This window comes from Parageobacillus thermoglucosidasius (assembly GCF_001295365.1).
Classification (GTDB): domain Bacteria; phylum Bacillota; class Bacilli; order Bacillales; family Anoxybacillaceae; genus Parageobacillus; species Parageobacillus thermoglucosidasius.
In genome coordinates, this window is sequence record NZ_CP012712.1 from 1,087,947 (window position 1) to 1,103,053 (window position 15,107).

Genomic DNA, 15,107 nt, shown 5'->3' on the forward strand with positions numbered 1-15,107 from the left:
TTGGTATAATATTGGAAAAATTTATTATGAAGGAGGGGAAGGATCGAGTGGAAACAGTCTTACTTGTAGATGATGAAGAAGAAATTATGGAGTTGATGAAAGATTTTTTAGAAGCAGAAGGTTATAACGTACTTACAGCCTCGAATGGTTTGGAAGCTTTATCTATTCTAAAGAAACAAGTTGTTCATTGTGTGCTTTTAGATATTATGATGCCAAACCAGTCTGGATTTACAACGTGTAAACAAATTAGGGAAATCAGTGATGTTCCTATTCTTTTTTTAACAGCTGTCCAAGATGATACAGATAAAATTCGCGGATTAAACATAGGAGCTGACGATTATATTGTAAAATCAGCTACTCCAGGAGAAATCGTTGCACGAATAAAAGCTGTTTTACGCCGCTCTCGTTCGAGAGAAAATAATAATACTCTCAATTATGGGAATTTAAAAATTAATATATATACGAGAGAAGTGTTTGTAAATGGCAGGAGAGTAAACCTAACTCCAAAGGAGTTTGAGCTGCTTCAGTTTTTAGCAGAACATCCTAGACAGGTATTTAGTCATGACCAGTTATATCAAAAAGTGTGGGGGAATGAGTTAATAGATGAACATACAATTAGAGTTTTTATAGCAAGACTTAGAGAAAAAATTGAGGAAAATCCCTCAAAACCTCAGTGGATTCATACTGTTTGGGGAGTGGGATATAAGTTTGAAGATAAGAAGTAAAAAATTATCAATAAAAAAATGGTTATTTATTCTTTTGTTTTGTGTTAGTTTTATTCCTATATTTTTAACATTCATTATAAGTAAATCTTTAGTTGAAGATCCTAAAGTTCCTATAAACAATAACTACTTAAATGTAAGAGATGAAATTTTAAATAACGTTTCTAAATGGTCAGAGCCTGAATGGCAAAAAGAAATCAAACCAAAACTAGATCGATACGGGATACAAGTGCGATTATTTAACTCGGCCAACAAGGAACTTTTCTCAAATTTCTCTTATTCCGATATGAATGAACAACCAAGCAACACTAATATAAAGACAAGACCTGTTGAAGAACATCTTGTTTTTAAGGGTTCTAAAATCGCAGGGATAGCTTATATTCATGTAACTCAATCTTCTATAATCACCGTACATAATTCTAAACTTAAAGAATGGTTCAATGAATATGGCGGGTTGGTAATTTGGTTAACTTTCTCGTTAATTATGTTAATTTTTTGTACTTGGTTTATAAACAAGGCGTTACTTCATCCACTAAAAAAGTTAGCAGAAGCAACCAAAAGTATATCAATGGGAATGTTAAACATTGATTTACCTAAATCCCCAATACAAGAAATAGAACGTGTATCAACCGCATTTAGGATTATGAGTCAAAAGCTAGATGATTCGATTAAACAACAGGTCAAAATGGAAGAAGAAAGAAAACTATTTATTTCTTCTATTATCCATGATCTGCGAACTCCTCTTTTTTCAATAAGGGGGTATTTAGAAGGAATTCAGAAGGGAATTGCCGATACACCTGAAAAAATAGCGAAATATATTGAAGTTTGTCAAAGGAAAGCAAATGTATTGGATACATTGATATCCGATTTATTTATATTTACAAAACTTGAACATCTAGAACAAGAACCTAATTTTGAAAAAATAAACATCTATAAGTTTTTAAATAATATTATAAAAGAATTTAAATTAGAAGCAGAAAAAAAGAAGATTAAAGTGGAAATAGTTAGCTCGGTAACTAACCATGTCATATTTGCAGATGAACATTTACTAACAAGGGCCATTGATAATTTGTTAAACAATGCTCTTAGACATACACCTAATGACGGGAAAATTACTATTTCCTTAAATGAAACAGATGAACATATTGAAATATCCGTTATAGATACAGGAGAAGGAATTAATCCAAAGGATTTGCCTTATCTATTTACCCCACTTTATAGGGGAGAAGGTTCACGCAACAGAAAAACAGGCGGTGCAGGTCTAGGATTGACTATAGCAAAAAAAATATTTTTAGCGCACGGCGGAGATTTAAGAGCTGGCAATCACATTTCACATGGTGGAGCAGTATTTACAGCCTTCTTACCAAAAGAAAACTCTAAATAAATGAAGTGTCCTGCCTGCTTTATAACTTTTTCCATACCCCTAATATGTTTGAAGATGAACGTAGGATCTATATGTTTTATATTAAGATTTAATGGGTGAAAAAGTGAATGAGCTTCAAACTGTTGGATTCGGGTTAATTTCTTAAAGGAAATCGTCGTTCGATTTTGAAGCCATGCTTCAATAATAACCGATTTGACTTGTTCACACAAGTGTCATTTCCTTATCGAAAGTAAATTAGGTGAACACTGCTACAGGTCTTGATGACTACTCAACGCATGTGGAATGCTGCGCGTTGATAAAGAGGATTGAAGAATAAGCAGACTGGTTCGAGAATCGGTAAAAGATTCTCGGACTCCCGTCTGCTTTTATTTCTATACGTTCGATTAAACGGTGGAGGATTTCCGGAGTACATTTTTTGAAGAACATCAATGCTTCAAGTGGCTGTTTTCATTCTTGCATGGCAAGTTCGCCATCTGTTGTTTGAAGACATGATTCAGCTTGTTGTTTCATCAAGTGTAAATATTGATGAATGAATTCATCATCTTCTTTTGAGATGACATCATCCGCTAACAAATTAAGTGTTTTCCTCTTTCAATAGTTCGATTTCGTTCATCCTTCACAGTAATATTCCTCGAATAAAAGTCATAACGATTGGATCATATTCTGGATCGTAACATTGGTATGCTTATTAAAAAATATTTCAATATCGGTTAAATATTAAGAATTAATTTGATATTATGTTTTTTAGGAGTAAAATAAATGTAGCATGGCCAATTAGTATGTTGGATATGAACCCTGATATAGTATATATTAATATGTAATAACAGATTAAATGTGATATACTTATAATTAAATAGTGATATACTTTAATTAAGATATAATTGCTGTAGAAAAGGTGTGTGGCGGTTTGACTGCAGGTGCGCCTGCACCCTTTCTGCATGCAAATAATGGAGGATAAGGATGGGAAAAATGAGTAACAGACAGACAAGAACAGACGTTATCTTGATTGGTGCCGGAATTATGAGTGCGACTTTAGGGACACTGTTGAAAGAATTAGCGCCGGAATGGGAAATTAAAGTGTTTGAGCAGCTTGACAAACCAGGAGAAGAAAGCTCTAACGAATGGAATAATGCGGGAACGGGGCATTCTGCACTATGCGAGCTTAACTACACGCCCGAGAAACCGGATGGATCGATTGATATTAGCAAAGCCATAAAAATTAACGAACAGTTCCAAATTTCCAGACAGTTTTGGGCTTACCTTGTTAAAAACAACCTGTTACAAAATCCGCAGGAATTTATCAGACCGTTGCCCCACATGAGTTTAGTCCAAGGGGAAAATAATGTGAGATTTTTAAAGAAACGTTTTGAAGCGCTATCAAACAATCCATTATTCCAAGGAATGGAATTTTCTGATGACCCGAAAAAACTGAAAGAATGGATTCCGCTTATCATGGAAGGCCGTACATCGAATGAACCGATCGCGGCAACTAAAATCGACTCAGGTACAGATGTTAACTTTGGCGCTTTAACGCGCATGTTATTTGACCACTTAAAGAAGAAAAATGTTGAAATAAACTACAAGCATAGTGTGAAAGATATAAAACGCACCAGCGACGGCCTGTGGGAATTGAAAGTGAAGGATCTCAACAGCGGTTCTGTTGAAATCCATCAAGCTAAATTCGTATTTATTGGAGCCGGCGGGGGAAGCCTGCACTTGCTTCAAAAATCTGGTATTCCAGAAAGCAAGCGCATTGGCGGATTCCCTGTAAGCGGATTATTTATGGTATGTAATAATCCAGAAATTGTCGAGCAACATCATGCAAAAGTGTACAGTAAAGCTAAAATCGGTGCGCCTCCTATGTCTGTTCCGCACCTAGATACACGGTATATCGACAACAAAAAAATGTTGCTCTTTGGCCCATTTGCAGGCTTCTCGCCTAAATTCTTAAAAAATGGTTCCAATATGGATTTGTTTACTTCCGTAAAACCGCACAATCTCACGACTTTGTTGGCGGCAGCTTTTAAAAACTTTTCTTTGGAAAAATACTTGATCCAGCAGCTTATGTTAACGAAAGAAAAGCGCATGAAAGAGTTGCGCGAGTTTATCCCGACGGCTAAATCAGAAGATTGGGATATCGTTGTCGCGGGTCAGCGTGTGCAAATTATCAAAGATACGGAAACTGGCGGCAAAGGAACGATTCAATTTGGTACGGAAGTTGTCAGTGCTGCAGATGGCTCGATCGCTGCATTGCTCGGCGCTTCTCCTGGTGCTTCAACTGCTGTACACGTCATGCTTGAGGTGTTAAAAAAATGCTTCCCTCAACATATGCGTGAATGGGAACCGAAAATTAAAGAAATGATTCCTTCTTATGGCGTGTCCCTAGCGGAAAACCCAGATCTTTTCCAAGAACTTCATGATTCAACAGCAGAGACGCTCGGTTTAAACGAAAAAAAGCCGGTCTCTGATGCAAACGAAAAAGAACCGGTTTATAATTAATTCTTTGGACGCAAAAACAAATGGAATGAAAAAGTAAGCAACACGTTTCATCAATGGACCGTTGTTTCTATGATAAGCCAATGATGATAAAGCAAAAATTATAAAAATGACAGAATAATAGAATATGATTGAAAATAATAAAACATAGAACCTTTGATCCGCCTTCGGATTAAAGGTTCTTTTTTTTCAAATTCGCAGTTAGAGAAGCTTATATCACAAACATGGTAAAGCAAATCGGAAAGTTGAGGAGCTAATAAGCAAAGAGAGCTTGAAAAGAACAAAATACACTTGACAATAGAACGTGTTGCAAACGCATAATGCACATCAAACATCCACCACGTTGGAAAGCATTACGTTGGCCAAAATCAGGGGTGGATATGATCATGGTTTCCAAGTTAAACAACGAACATACATGGACTTATAGAAGCATTATTCGCTGTCATTGCCGGAAATACCATATGTGACAGGAAGGCCGCTGATGCCAAAAAAACATTTGAAATTTTACTCTAGTTATCCCCTCATTCAAGTAATGGCAGACTGGAATGAGGGGGGGTATTTAGGTTTATATAAAATATGCCGGATTGTGAAATGTAAACGCTACAAAAAAATTAAATAAAAGTTCATAAATGTTTGTTCTATCATTAGTTTACAATATATATGCGAAAGTAATCACAAATAAATATATAACAATAATATTATATTGTATTGGATGGCGCATCATAGAAAGGATGAATCTATCTTGGAGACATTATCAATGCTCGGAATTGTTCTTCGGTTTTTATTAGGCGGCGGCGCAGTTGTCGCCTCAACGATTGTTTCAAGAAAAATAGGGAGCAAAATCGGAGGGATTTTTGCGGCATTTCCCGCTGTTTTTTTAGCGGCATTGCTAACGCTTCGGTTAGATGCCAAAGGCAATGAATTAGTGGAAAAGTCGATCGTTTTATCCCAAGGCGCCGTTGTTGGAATGATCATCAATATTATGTGCGCGATCGCGGTCGTGTATCTTTGCGCGAAGCAGGGATGGAAACGCGGACTTACGCAATCGCTGGCTGGATGGTTTCTTGTTTCTATGGTTTATGCTTTTCTCTCAAAGTATTTCTAAATAATTATTATTAAGGTGATTTTATGGATGGACGCGATTTATTTTTCCGTTTTTTATTTGGCGGCTCAGCAGTTGTGTTAAGTTATGTAACGGCAAAACTGTTGCCATGGAAAGTCATTGGGGGCATTTTCGCGGCATTCCCGGCCGTGATGGTCGTTGCGGTCATGATGGTTGGCATGACGAAGGGGTCGAAAGAAGCGGCGAAAATAGCGCAAGGGTCTGTTTATGGAATGATCGGTTGTTTTATTTGTGTGCTGACGGTGCTATTTTCCTTGCAATTGACGCGCAATTGGTGGGGAAGTTTTATTTTTGGCTTAATTTCTTGGTTTGCTAGTTCGTTATTCCTTGTATATATGCGAGACCGTAAACAGGAAAAGAGAGCCTCAAGCATCAGGTCGGAACATGTGTGAAGCGGACAAAAGCCTGGCATGAGACAGACATGCCAGGCTTTTTATATATATTGATGCGGAAATTCCTCTCATTCTCCGAAACTTGACTTCTTTATTCTTATCTGTAGATAATAGATAAAGGTAAAAATATTAAAAAAGTAAGTGAGTTGAGGAGGAATTGAATACAAAAGATTTTTTGCAACATGTTCAAGATGCGTATGCAGCACTCACGGATCTGAGCATCATTATGCTCGATTTGCAGCATCAACCTGTTACAAAAGTTTCAAATATAACGAAATTAGCGGAACTTATACTTTTTTCTCCAGATAAGCCGTTTCCTCCTTCATGTTTTCCGAATGGCGACAATATCCAATGGCAACGCCCGATGGTCGTTCAGACAGGGTATTGGGGAGTAAAGGCGATTGTCGCTCCTGTGTTAGTGGAGCAAAAAGTCGAATATTTCATTTGGGCAGGTGCGTTTATTGAAGAAGAGACAAAGCCGATAATCAAAGAGAGATGTTCCCGGTTTCCTAATTCACAAATATGGCTTCAAGTCATCGAACAAACGAAAGAGCAAACCATATCCATGGTTGAAAAAAAGTTAAATGATATTGAAAAAATGGCAATGGTATGCGGGGAATATATTCGCAATGATAGACAGAAGCAACATTATAAACAGTATTTTCATTTATTGGATGCAGCAGTGGATAGTGCGCGGCGGTTTTCTTTACATATGAACGATTTTTTACATATGTTTCAAAAGTTGGACACCGATATTGATTTTTCGCTGTATATAAAACGGCGAAATCGCGAATGGGTTGTTGCGAACGCTGTTGGAGAAAAGGCAGAACAGCTTTGGAATAAACACGTAAAAACCGCTTTTCCTCCGCTATCAAACTCCCTATTTCATTCGCGCAGTGCTGTTTGTTTTGAAAATGTCGCTCTTGACCCTCGTTTTGCGTTTTTCGCGGTACATGGAGTTAAGCCGAGTGCGGTCGTTGCATATCCGGTTTTGCATGGCAGTGAAATAGACGGATGGATCGTGATCGGCAGTCAAACGAAATGTTCACTGTCGAAAGAGGTAGTGCAAATCGGCACTATTCTTGTTAAGTATTGGCAATTATATTCCGAATATGAATTGGTTCATATCAAAATGGACCGCCATTTTATGAGATTATCGATGTTAATAGAAATAAGCCGGGCGATGAATGTCGTGAAAGACACCGATGAAATTTTACGGATGATGACGGATTTTGTTGCGGAGTTAGCGTACGGCGATTTCGTTTTTACGGTGTTAGCAGATCATAAAAGAAAAGTGAAGGTTCATTGCGGCACGATTTCAGAGCAGCAAGTAACAGAATATTATGAAGATGTTTGCCAACGCTACTTTTTCACGGAAGAAAAACTGCTTGAAACCATCCCAAAGCTGTGTGAAACAAAGTTTGGGACTGTAATGGAAATTTCGTTTTCCGTTCACGAACATATGCACGGAGTGATGGCTGTGCATATGAAGCATCTTGAGGCGGCAAAAGAGGCGGAGGTGTATGTTACTGCTTTAATCGGAATCGGCACGATGATTATGAAGCAAAATAATTATCACGGACCAAAGCAGCAATTGAATATGGATATGCTGTCGGAACGTTTAACGAGCCGGGAGATGGATGTATTAAACTTATTAGTTCAAGGATGCAGCAACCGCGAGATTGCGGACCGATTGTTTATTAGCATTCATACAGTGAAAAATCATATTACGAATATTTTCCAAAAAATCGGGGTCAATGACCGTTCGCAACTAATCGCTCTTGTATATCAGTTAAACAATCGCAAATATATTAATGAGGAACATCATTAGCGATGAATTTAATGATGTTCCTTTTTTCTTTGTCATGGAAACGCTTCATATAGGAATAGGGAACGAGGCGAGTCTATAGAGAAAATCGAAATCATAAATAGTACATAAGAACTATAATATTGGGTTATAATAATATATAAAAAAATGTGATGCGGCTATGTTGTTCAAAAGTGCTCATCCCCTATGAATAGAAAGTGCTATATGTTTCATCAGATTATTGTACTTACAAAAGCACTGTTTAGCACACGTATAAAATAATAGGGGGAATATCGATGGAGGATGTTGTAATCAGGAGAAATATAACAGTAATGGGGGATTCTGATATTATGAAGGCGATGGATATCACAGAGCAGATTGCGAGTGAAATGGGATTTTTGCCGCGTGAGTGCCTCTTTCTCCGTTTAGCGACGGAGGAAGCGTGCATGAACGCGTATGAATATTGCCAAAAAACAAACCAACTGCCTTTTGAAGTGTTTTGGACATGCGAAAAAGAAAAATTGATGATTGTTGTGAAGCAGCATGGAAAGAAGTTTGATATTACAAGAAGGGATGTGGTCAACAAGGGCTTACGCGGAAGGGGCTTGCAGCTTATTATTCATATTGTAGACCATGTTTACCTTGAACAAAAAGGGAATAATGTATTGTTTTATATGTGTAAATATAAAGATCATTGATGATTGTTGGAGGAACGAAATATGGGGACACAGCATGAACTTATTGATGTTTTCGTATGGAATGAAGATATTACGTTGAACAATACCGAGCAGTTTCGAAAAGCGATGGCTAAATTTATCCAAAATCCGGCTGAGTATCTCATATTAAATATGGAACAAGTGAAATATATTAATAGCGCTGGCCTTGGCATCATTGCTGATAGTGTCATGACAGCGAGAAAACAGCGGAAGGAGCTAGTCATCGCCGGGATTCAAGATTCGCTTCAAGAAATTTTTCATATCGTTAAGTTTGCTTCGTTTATAAAACTTTTCGCTACGGAAGAGGATGCTATCAATTATTTTTATGGAGAATGAATATGATTCATAAGCTTTTGCAGAAGGCAAAGAAAGACAAAAACATTTCATTAAATGAGATGTTGCAACTTATTGATGAATGGAACACATTTTATAATAAGGCGGATCAAGCCTATTGGTTAGTTAACTTGGCGGAAAGGCGGTTTATTTTTGTTTCCCCGTCTTGTGAAAAAATTTGCGGGGTGCCGCCTGAAGCTTTCTATCGGGATGTTGAGGCATGGAAAAAAGTCATTCATCCAGAAGATCGAGAAAAGGTACAGAAAAGGCGATCGGTGCTTTGGAAAGGCAGCTGCTTTGAGGACGAATACCGCATTATTCATCAGCAGGATGGAACTGTTCGCTGGGTTCTTGACCAAACGTTTCCCACGTTCGATGAAAATGGAAAACTAGCGATGTTAAGCGGAGTGGTGACCGATATTACAGAAATAAGGAAAATGAGAGAAAAACTTTTGCTTGCCGAAAAAGTGTATGAACATGTGCCGCATGCTGTATTGATCACGGATGAAAATGGCCTCATTCAATTTATTAATCCCGCTTTTACAGAAATTACGGGGTATGGGGCGGAAGCAATCGGTTTATCATTAGATTTTCTGCATTCTGGCTACTACAATGAAAACTTTTATAAAACGATTCGAAAAACTGTCATCGAAAAAGGCCAGTGGAGAGGGAGGCTGCGGGGGCGCCGGAAAAATGGTGAAGTGTACGTTCAGCAAACGACGATTACCGCGATTCATGATGAAGAAGGGCGCCCGATTTTCTATCTGTTTATATTTTCTGAAAATGGTGAGACTATAACAAGCTTAAAGGATGACTTAAAGCTGGCGCAGGAAGTGCAAAAACGTGTATTAAGCAAGCCGCTGAAAACGGAAAGCATTGATATATATGGCATGTACGTTCCTTCGGAAGAATTGGGAGGGGATATGTATGCTTGGTATCAGATCGATAATGATCGATACGGCATTTTTTTAATGGATGTGATGGGGCACGGGGTAGCCGCTTCGCTTATTTGCATGTCGGTCCGTTCATTATTAAACGGGGTTATTCGCAAATGCATTTATCCGAAAGAAGTATTTCATGAGCTAAATAAACATATGCGGCTGCTATATCATGAAGATGGACGAATGAATACGTATTATTTCACTGCCGTTTATGTGATGGTAAACACAAAAAAAAGGTTCATCGAATATGCTTCTGCCGGACACCCTCCTGGTTTTTTGTTTCATAAAGACGGTTTAGTGGAGGAACTGGATCGAGGGTGTGCCCCGATCGGGTTATTATCGTATCTTCATGTTGAAACAGGAAAGCTAGATTACACCCCAGGGGCGACGTTAGTATTGTACTCGGATGGCGTGATTGAAGAAGCCAATCATTCTGTTAGGGCAAATATTGAAATGTTTCGGGAAAAGCTGAAGTCATTTATCCATTTAGAGAGCAGAAGCATGATAGCACATATGAATAAAATGTTTAAAGAAGAGTATCAGTTCGTCGATGATATTTCCCTGGTTGTGGCGAAACTGCATTAATGGCAGCAAAACATATAGCAAGTTTTTTATACACTTAGCAATTTATACGTTGTCAATCAAGAAATGAGACAGTATGATAAGAACAGGGGAGTTTCCATGAATCGGATGAGATGGTAATGAATATTATGACAGTAATGACATACGAAAGGGGAATGTGTGATGGTGAGGAACCCAGCGGGATTTTGGAAACGGTTAGCCGCTTATTTGTTAGACGGCCTTATTGTCGGTGTGCCGATTGCATTAATAGGATATGTTATTACTAACAGCTGGGAAAACAATTGGTTTACTTCAGCGGCCAACATCGTTTATTCTATAGTCGTGCCAGCGGTTTGGTCCGGATATACCGTGGGGAAGAAGCTGTTGGGTGTTCGCATCGCAAAAGTAAATGGCGGAAAAGTCGGAATCGGGACGATGTTTTTGCGGTCTGTTGTCGGCGGGCTTGTTTATGTGGCAACGTTTGGCGTCGCGCTGGTGATTAGCGCGATCATGGTGGCGGCGCGCGAAGATAAACGGTCGATTCACGATTTTATCGCCGGAACGTATGTGACGACAGAAAAACCAGCATAATTGGATAGGAAGATGTTTTGCCGTTTTCTTGATTGTAAAAGAACGGGTGTCTTCAGAAGATACCCGTTTTTTTATGGTGACAATAAACGCAATTGTGTTAGATTCTATGAAGTTTGGTTCTATTACTCTTGTTATTCAAGACGGCAAAATTATTCAGTTGGAGAGAAACGAAAAAGTAAGATTAAGATAAACTAAAAAGGACGCTGACTAGACAAACTGGATGCAGCTTCTTTTTTTGCCAAAGGAAGAGCTGCTTATTTATTGTTCCAGTAGCAACAGGAGATTGCCTCGGTTGGCTGTCTTGGCGAAACTGGCTGGTTACGGTAGGGATGAACAGAAAATAAGGAAAATGCCTATTCTTCTCGGATAGGCATTTTGTTTGAAAAAGAGCGGAGAAGAGAAAAAATAATTTTTCGTGCATATTTGCAATTATTATATTGGGAAAAACAAAAAAGGATGAACATATCTTTTTTAGAAAATAATGATATAATTAATAGTAAAAATTCTTTTTTTATAGAAAAAGGGGGAGAAAGGTTGTCGTTACATAGTTATATTTTCCGCACGATGTTTATTGTCATTCCTGGCACCGCTTTCATCGGCCTTGGTGTATGCATAGCGAATGGCATTAGCAGCGCGGCGTTTTGGTGGACGTTTGTTGCGATGATATTATTTGGGGCCGTAATCGGAGTTATTTCTGCGATGTTAAACTATCGCCGATTTATTGCCCCGATTGCGCTTATCAATCAGCATTTAGATAAGATGACCAATGGGGATTTATCGGCGCGTGTTCCTATGAATGAAGTGAGACAGCTAAAACCGATTGCCGTTTCGCTCAATAAAATGGTGGAAACATGGCAAGAAGTCATCGCCAACATTCAATGCCATTCTGATGAGATGACGCAATTTTCCGCACAGTTGACGACCATTGCTGAACAGACGATGAAAGCGACCGAACAAATCGCAGCAGCAATGGAAACGATGGCGTCAAGTTCCGAACAACAAACGAAAACGGCGCAAGAAGCATCACAAGTGATGAATGAAATTTCCGATACTCTTACGCAAGTAGCTGAAAATACAAAATACGTTTCGGCAAACGCAAATGAAACATCAGCGAAAGCGCAATCTGGAAAGCAATCGATTTCGCAAATGGAAGAGCAAATGCGGTTTATTTATGAACACGTCCAGTCGCTTGAACAAGTCGTTAAAGGGCTTGGGGAGCGTTCCAACGAAATTGGCCAAATAACACAGGTAATTACCGGCATTGCTTCACAAACGAATTTGCTTGCTTTAAACGCGGCAATTGAAGCAGCAAGAGCCGGGGAACAAGGAAAAGGCTTTGCTGTTGTGGCAGACGAAGTTCGCAAATTAGCGGAGCAGTCCGCCCAATCGGCGAAGCAAATTTCCCAACTGATTGGATATATTCAGGAAGAAACGGAAAAAGCGATTGCATCGATGGAAACAGTTGTCAGCGAAGTATCGCAAGGGATTCATTTTGTGCAAACGGCAGAGCGTTCTTTTGAACAAATTCGCGAATCCGTCAGCGGAGTCAGCGCGCAAATCGGGCAAGTATCGGCGACGATCGAACAAATGACGGAAAACGCGAAACGGGTAGCCGCTTCCATAAGCCATATGGCGGAGATGGTGGAACAATCTTCTTCCAGCTCGGCGAATATTTCGGCGGCGACGCAGGAACAAATGGCATCGGTTGAAGAAACTGCTTCATCGGCGTCATCGTTAAGCGAAATGGCGGCAAATATGCAAATGATGCTGAAACGGTTTACCGTGTAAAAAAAGACTATTTACATTACCGCATTAATGTGTTACTATTAGGAAAAATTAATATTTTAATATTAAGAAAAATTAAATATGTATCATCGCTTATCTACTAGGGGAGTCCAATAGCTTGGACTGAGAAAAGAACGCGCTTAAGTTCTTTGACCCTTTGAACCTGATCTGGGTTATGCCAGCGTAGGGAAGTAGATAGCGGGAGTGTATGTATTGTTGCGTACGTTTCGGCTATTTGCGTTCCATCGGGTTCCCTAGGAACCCGTTTTTTATTTTCTCTGCATATCTCCCGTTCGCTGCCTGCACGTTTTGGTGTAACTTCAGGTCCAAACTACATTTAAGGAGGAGAAGTGCCATGCAAAACATCGCCTCTTTCATGCAATTCCCAGCCAGCAAAAAGGTGTACATTGAAGGTTCCCGGCCGGATATTCGCGTTCCGATGAGGGAAATTGCGTTAAGTCCGACGAAGACGGAAACAGGAATCATAGAAAATGAACCTGTTCGCGTTTATGACACAAGCGGGCCATACACGGATCCGGATTTTCAGCCAGACATTCAAAAAGGATTGCCGCCGCTGAGAAAACGCTGGATTTTAGAAAGAGGAGACGTGGAAGAATATGAAGGCCGCCCGGTGAAACCGGAAGATAACGGATTCCGCCACGGGCAGCACTCAGAAGTGATGCTGCCTTTCAAGAGAAAACCGCTGCGCGCTAAAAAAGGAAAAACCGTTACGCAAATGCATTACGCAAAACAGGGAATTATTACGCCGGAGATGGAGTTTGTTGCGATTCGCGAAAATATAGACCCGGAAATCGTGCGGCAAGAAGTTGCGGCAGGCAGAGCGATTATTCCCGCGAATATTAACCATCCGGAAAGTGAGCCGATGATTATCGGAAGCCGCTTTCACGTTAAAATTAACGCGAATATTGGCAATTCTGCAGTAACATCGTCCATTGAAGAAGAAGTCGAAAAAATGCTGTGGGCGGTGCGCTGGGGCGCTGATACGATTATGGACTTGTCAACAGGAAAGCATATTCATGCCACAAGAGAATACATTATTCGCAACTCGCCTGTGCCTGTCGGGACAGTTCCGATTTACCAGGCGCTTGAAAAAGTCAATGGCGTCGTCGAAGATTTAACATGGGAGATTTACCGCGACACGCTTATCGAACAAGCAGAACAAGGAGTCGACTATTTTACCATTCACGCGGGGGTATTGCTTCGCTACATACCGTTGACGGTAAACCGGACAACCGGCATCGTTTCGCGCGGCGGCTCGATTATGGCGCAATGGTGTTTGGCCCACCATGAAGAAAATTTTTTATATACGCATTTTGAAGAAATATGCGAGATTTTGAAAACGTATGATATTGCCGTATCGCTTGGAGACGGGCTGCGCCCGGGCTCAATTGCCGATGCGAACGACGAAGCGCAGTTTGCCGAATTGGAGACGCTTGGGGAATTAACGGAAATCGCTTGGAAGCATGATGTACAAGTAATGATTGAAGGCCCGGGGCATGTGCCGATGCATAAAATTAAAGAAAACGTCGAAAAACAAGTGGAAATTTGCAAAGGGGCACCGTTTTACACATTGGGGCCGCTTACGACCGATATTGCTCCTGGTTATGACCATATTACATCCGCAATCGGGGCGGCGCTCATCGGCGCATACGGAACCGCGATGCTTTGTTACGTGACGCCGAAAGAGCATTTAGGGCTGCCAAATAAAGAAGATGTGCGTGAAGGGGTAATCGCTTACAAAATCGCCGCCCATGCCGCCGATTTGGCAAAAGGGCATCCTGGAGCGCAACAGCGCGATGATGCGTTATCGAAAGCGCGCTTTGAGTTTCGCTGGAACGACCAGTTCAATCTTTCGCTTGACCCGGACCGGGCGCGGGAATATCATGATGAAACATTGCCGGCTGAGGCGGCGAAAGTCGCACATTTTTGCTCCATGTGCGGACCAAAGTTTTGTTCGATGAAAATCTCGCATGATTTGCAACGGGCGGTCAAAGAAGAAGGGATGAAACAAAAAGCGAAGGAGTTTGTCGAAAATGGCTCATCCCTCTATCGATAATGTTCAAGAGTTACAAAAAGAAATTGCTGGATTGAAAGAAAAGATTGTTAAATTAGAACAGCAAATTGCCCATATTCAAAAAAATTGCCGGCATTCATTTTTCGAGACGCCGTTTATGCGTAAATGTGTCAAATGTCATTATGTAGAGATTTTATATTATTGAAAACAAGGGGATATGG

Annotated in this window: 15 protein-coding genes and 1 riboswitch; of the genes, 14 read left to right on the forward strand and 1 reads right to left on the reverse strand. The window is 39.9% G+C overall.

The window, feature by feature from the left end; translation table 11 throughout:
• The first annotated feature begins 47 nt into the window (after positions 1 to 47).
• Both AOT13_RS05340 and AOT13_RS05345 read left to right on the forward strand, forming a co-directional pair.
• Entirely contained in the window at positions 48 to 725 is a 678-nt protein-coding gene (locus AOT13_RS05340; protein ID WP_080695320.1) for a response regulator transcription factor, read from the forward strand.
• Positions 709 to 2,106: a sensor histidine kinase gene (locus AOT13_RS05345; protein WP_042383909.1), complete on the forward strand. Its 1,398-nt coding sequence runs from the start codon at positions 709 to 711 to the stop codon at positions 2,104 to 2,106. The genes AOT13_RS05340 and AOT13_RS05345 overlap by 17 nt, the downstream gene beginning before the upstream one ends.
• Before the next feature lie 447 nt (positions 2,107 to 2,553).
• Here AOT13_RS05345 and AOT13_RS21205 read toward each other — a convergent pair whose 3' ends face one another.
• The gene (locus AOT13_RS21205) at positions 2,554 to 2,679 is read right to left on the reverse strand and encodes a hypothetical protein (protein ID WP_255210104.1); all 126 of its coding nucleotides are present in this window, start codon (positions 2,677 to 2,679) and stop codon (positions 2,554 to 2,556) included.
• Positions 2,680 to 3,075: 396 nt separating this feature from the next.
• On the opposite strand from AOT13_RS21205, the gene AOT13_RS05350 reads away from it, so the two are divergent.
• The 12 genes from AOT13_RS05350 (at position 3,076) to AOT13_RS05400 (ending at position 15,091) form a co-directional block, all read left to right on the forward strand.
• A complete protein-coding gene (locus AOT13_RS05350; RefSeq protein ID WP_042383979.1) occupies positions 3,076 to 4,605 on the forward strand; it encodes a malate:quinone oxidoreductase in 1,530 nt (509 codons plus the stop codon).
• A 754-nt stretch (positions 4,606 to 5,359) separates the two neighbouring features.
• A complete protein-coding gene (locus AOT13_RS05355) occupies positions 5,360 to 5,707 on the forward strand; it encodes a DUF3147 family protein (RefSeq protein WP_003253074.1) in 348 nt (115 codons plus the stop codon).
• A 23-nt stretch (positions 5,708 to 5,730) separates the two neighbouring features.
• Positions 5,731 to 6,117 carry a DUF3147 family protein gene (locus AOT13_RS05360; RefSeq protein WP_003253073.1) on the forward strand — a complete coding sequence of 129 codons (387 nt, stop codon included), beginning with the start codon at positions 5,731 to 5,733 and terminating at the stop codon, positions 6,115 to 6,117.
• Between the two features lie 157 nt (positions 6,118 to 6,274).
• The gene (locus AOT13_RS05365; protein ID WP_042383907.1) at positions 6,275 to 7,948 is read left to right on the forward strand and encodes a response regulator transcription factor; all 1,674 of its coding nucleotides are present in this window, start codon (positions 6,275 to 6,277) and stop codon (positions 7,946 to 7,948) included.
• 272 nt (positions 7,949 to 8,220) lie between these two features.
• Entirely contained in the window at positions 8,221 to 8,622 is a 402-nt protein-coding gene (locus AOT13_RS05370) for an ATP-binding protein (protein ID WP_013877534.1), read from the forward strand.
• Between the two features lie 21 nt (positions 8,623 to 8,643).
• The gene (locus AOT13_RS05375; protein WP_003253068.1) at positions 8,644 to 8,976 is read left to right on the forward strand and encodes an STAS domain-containing protein; all 333 of its coding nucleotides are present in this window, start codon (positions 8,644 to 8,646) and stop codon (positions 8,974 to 8,976) included.
• Positions 8,977 to 8,978: 2 nt separating this feature from the next.
• Positions 8,979 to 10,499: a SpoIIE family protein phosphatase gene (locus AOT13_RS05380; protein ID WP_013877533.1), complete on the forward strand. Its 1,521-nt coding sequence runs from the start codon at positions 8,979 to 8,981 to the stop codon at positions 10,497 to 10,499.
• A 159-nt stretch (positions 10,500 to 10,658) separates the two neighbouring features.
• Positions 10,659 to 11,066 (forward strand): RDD family protein, encoded by a 408-nt coding sequence (locus AOT13_RS05385; RefSeq protein WP_042383903.1) that lies wholly within the window; start codon positions 10,659 to 10,661, stop codon positions 11,064 to 11,066.
• A 73-nt stretch (positions 11,067 to 11,139) separates the two neighbouring features.
• On the forward strand, positions 11,140 to 11,256 hold the full coding sequence (locus AOT13_RS19140; RefSeq protein ID WP_064503203.1) for a YezD family protein: 117 nt from the start codon (positions 11,140 to 11,142) through the stop codon (positions 11,254 to 11,256).
• A 344-nt stretch (positions 11,257 to 11,600) separates the two neighbouring features.
• Entirely contained in the window at positions 11,601 to 12,854 is a 1,254-nt protein-coding gene (locus tag AOT13_RS05390; protein WP_042383976.1) for a methyl-accepting chemotaxis protein, read from the forward strand.
• 89 nt (positions 12,855 to 12,943) lie between these two features.
• Positions 12,944 to 13,058, forward strand: a riboswitch (TPP riboswitch).
• A 148-nt stretch (positions 13,059 to 13,206) separates the two neighbouring features.
• Positions 13,207 to 14,928 carry a phosphomethylpyrimidine synthase ThiC gene (gene thiC, locus AOT13_RS05395; RefSeq protein ID WP_042383901.1) on the forward strand — a complete coding sequence of 574 codons (1,722 nt, stop codon included), beginning with the start codon at positions 13,207 to 13,209 and terminating at the stop codon, positions 14,926 to 14,928.
• The gene (locus AOT13_RS05400; protein WP_013401670.1) at positions 14,906 to 15,091 is read left to right on the forward strand and encodes a hypothetical protein; all 186 of its coding nucleotides are present in this window, start codon (positions 14,906 to 14,908) and stop codon (positions 15,089 to 15,091) included. The genes thiC and AOT13_RS05400 overlap by 23 nt, the downstream gene beginning before the upstream one ends.
• Positions 15,092 to 15,107 lie beyond the last annotated feature (16 nt).

Coding starts and splice junctions, on each gene's coding strand:
- AOT13_RS05380 (WP_013877533.1), top strand. CDS start 8,979: ATGATTCATAAGCTTTTGCAGAAGGCAAAGAAAGACAAAAACATTTCA.
- thiC (WP_042383901.1), top strand. CDS start 13,207: ATGCAAAACATCGCCTCTTTCATGCAATTCCCAGCCAGCAAAAAGGTG.
- AOT13_RS05350 (WP_042383979.1), top strand. CDS start 3,076: ATGAGTAACAGACAGACAAGAACAGACGTTATCTTGATTGGTGCCGGA.
- AOT13_RS05370 (WP_013877534.1), top strand. CDS start 8,221: ATGGAGGATGTTGTAATCAGGAGAAATATAACAGTAATGGGGGATTCT.
- AOT13_RS05355 (WP_003253074.1), top strand. CDS start 5,360: ATGCTCGGAATTGTTCTTCGGTTTTTATTAGGCGGCGGCGCAGTTGTC.
- AOT13_RS19140 (WP_064503203.1), top strand. CDS start 11,140: ATGGTGACAATAAACGCAATTGTGTTAGATTCTATGAAGTTTGGTTCT.
- AOT13_RS05375 (WP_003253068.1), top strand. CDS start 8,644: ATGGGGACACAGCATGAACTTATTGATGTTTTCGTATGGAATGAAGAT.
- AOT13_RS05385 (WP_042383903.1), top strand. CDS start 10,659: ATGGTGAGGAACCCAGCGGGATTTTGGAAACGGTTAGCCGCTTATTTG.
- AOT13_RS05400 (WP_013401670.1), top strand. CDS start 14,906: ATGGCTCATCCCTCTATCGATAATGTTCAAGAGTTACAAAAAGAAATT.
- AOT13_RS05360 (WP_003253073.1), top strand. CDS start 5,731: ATGGATGGACGCGATTTATTTTTCCGTTTTTTATTTGGCGGCTCAGCA.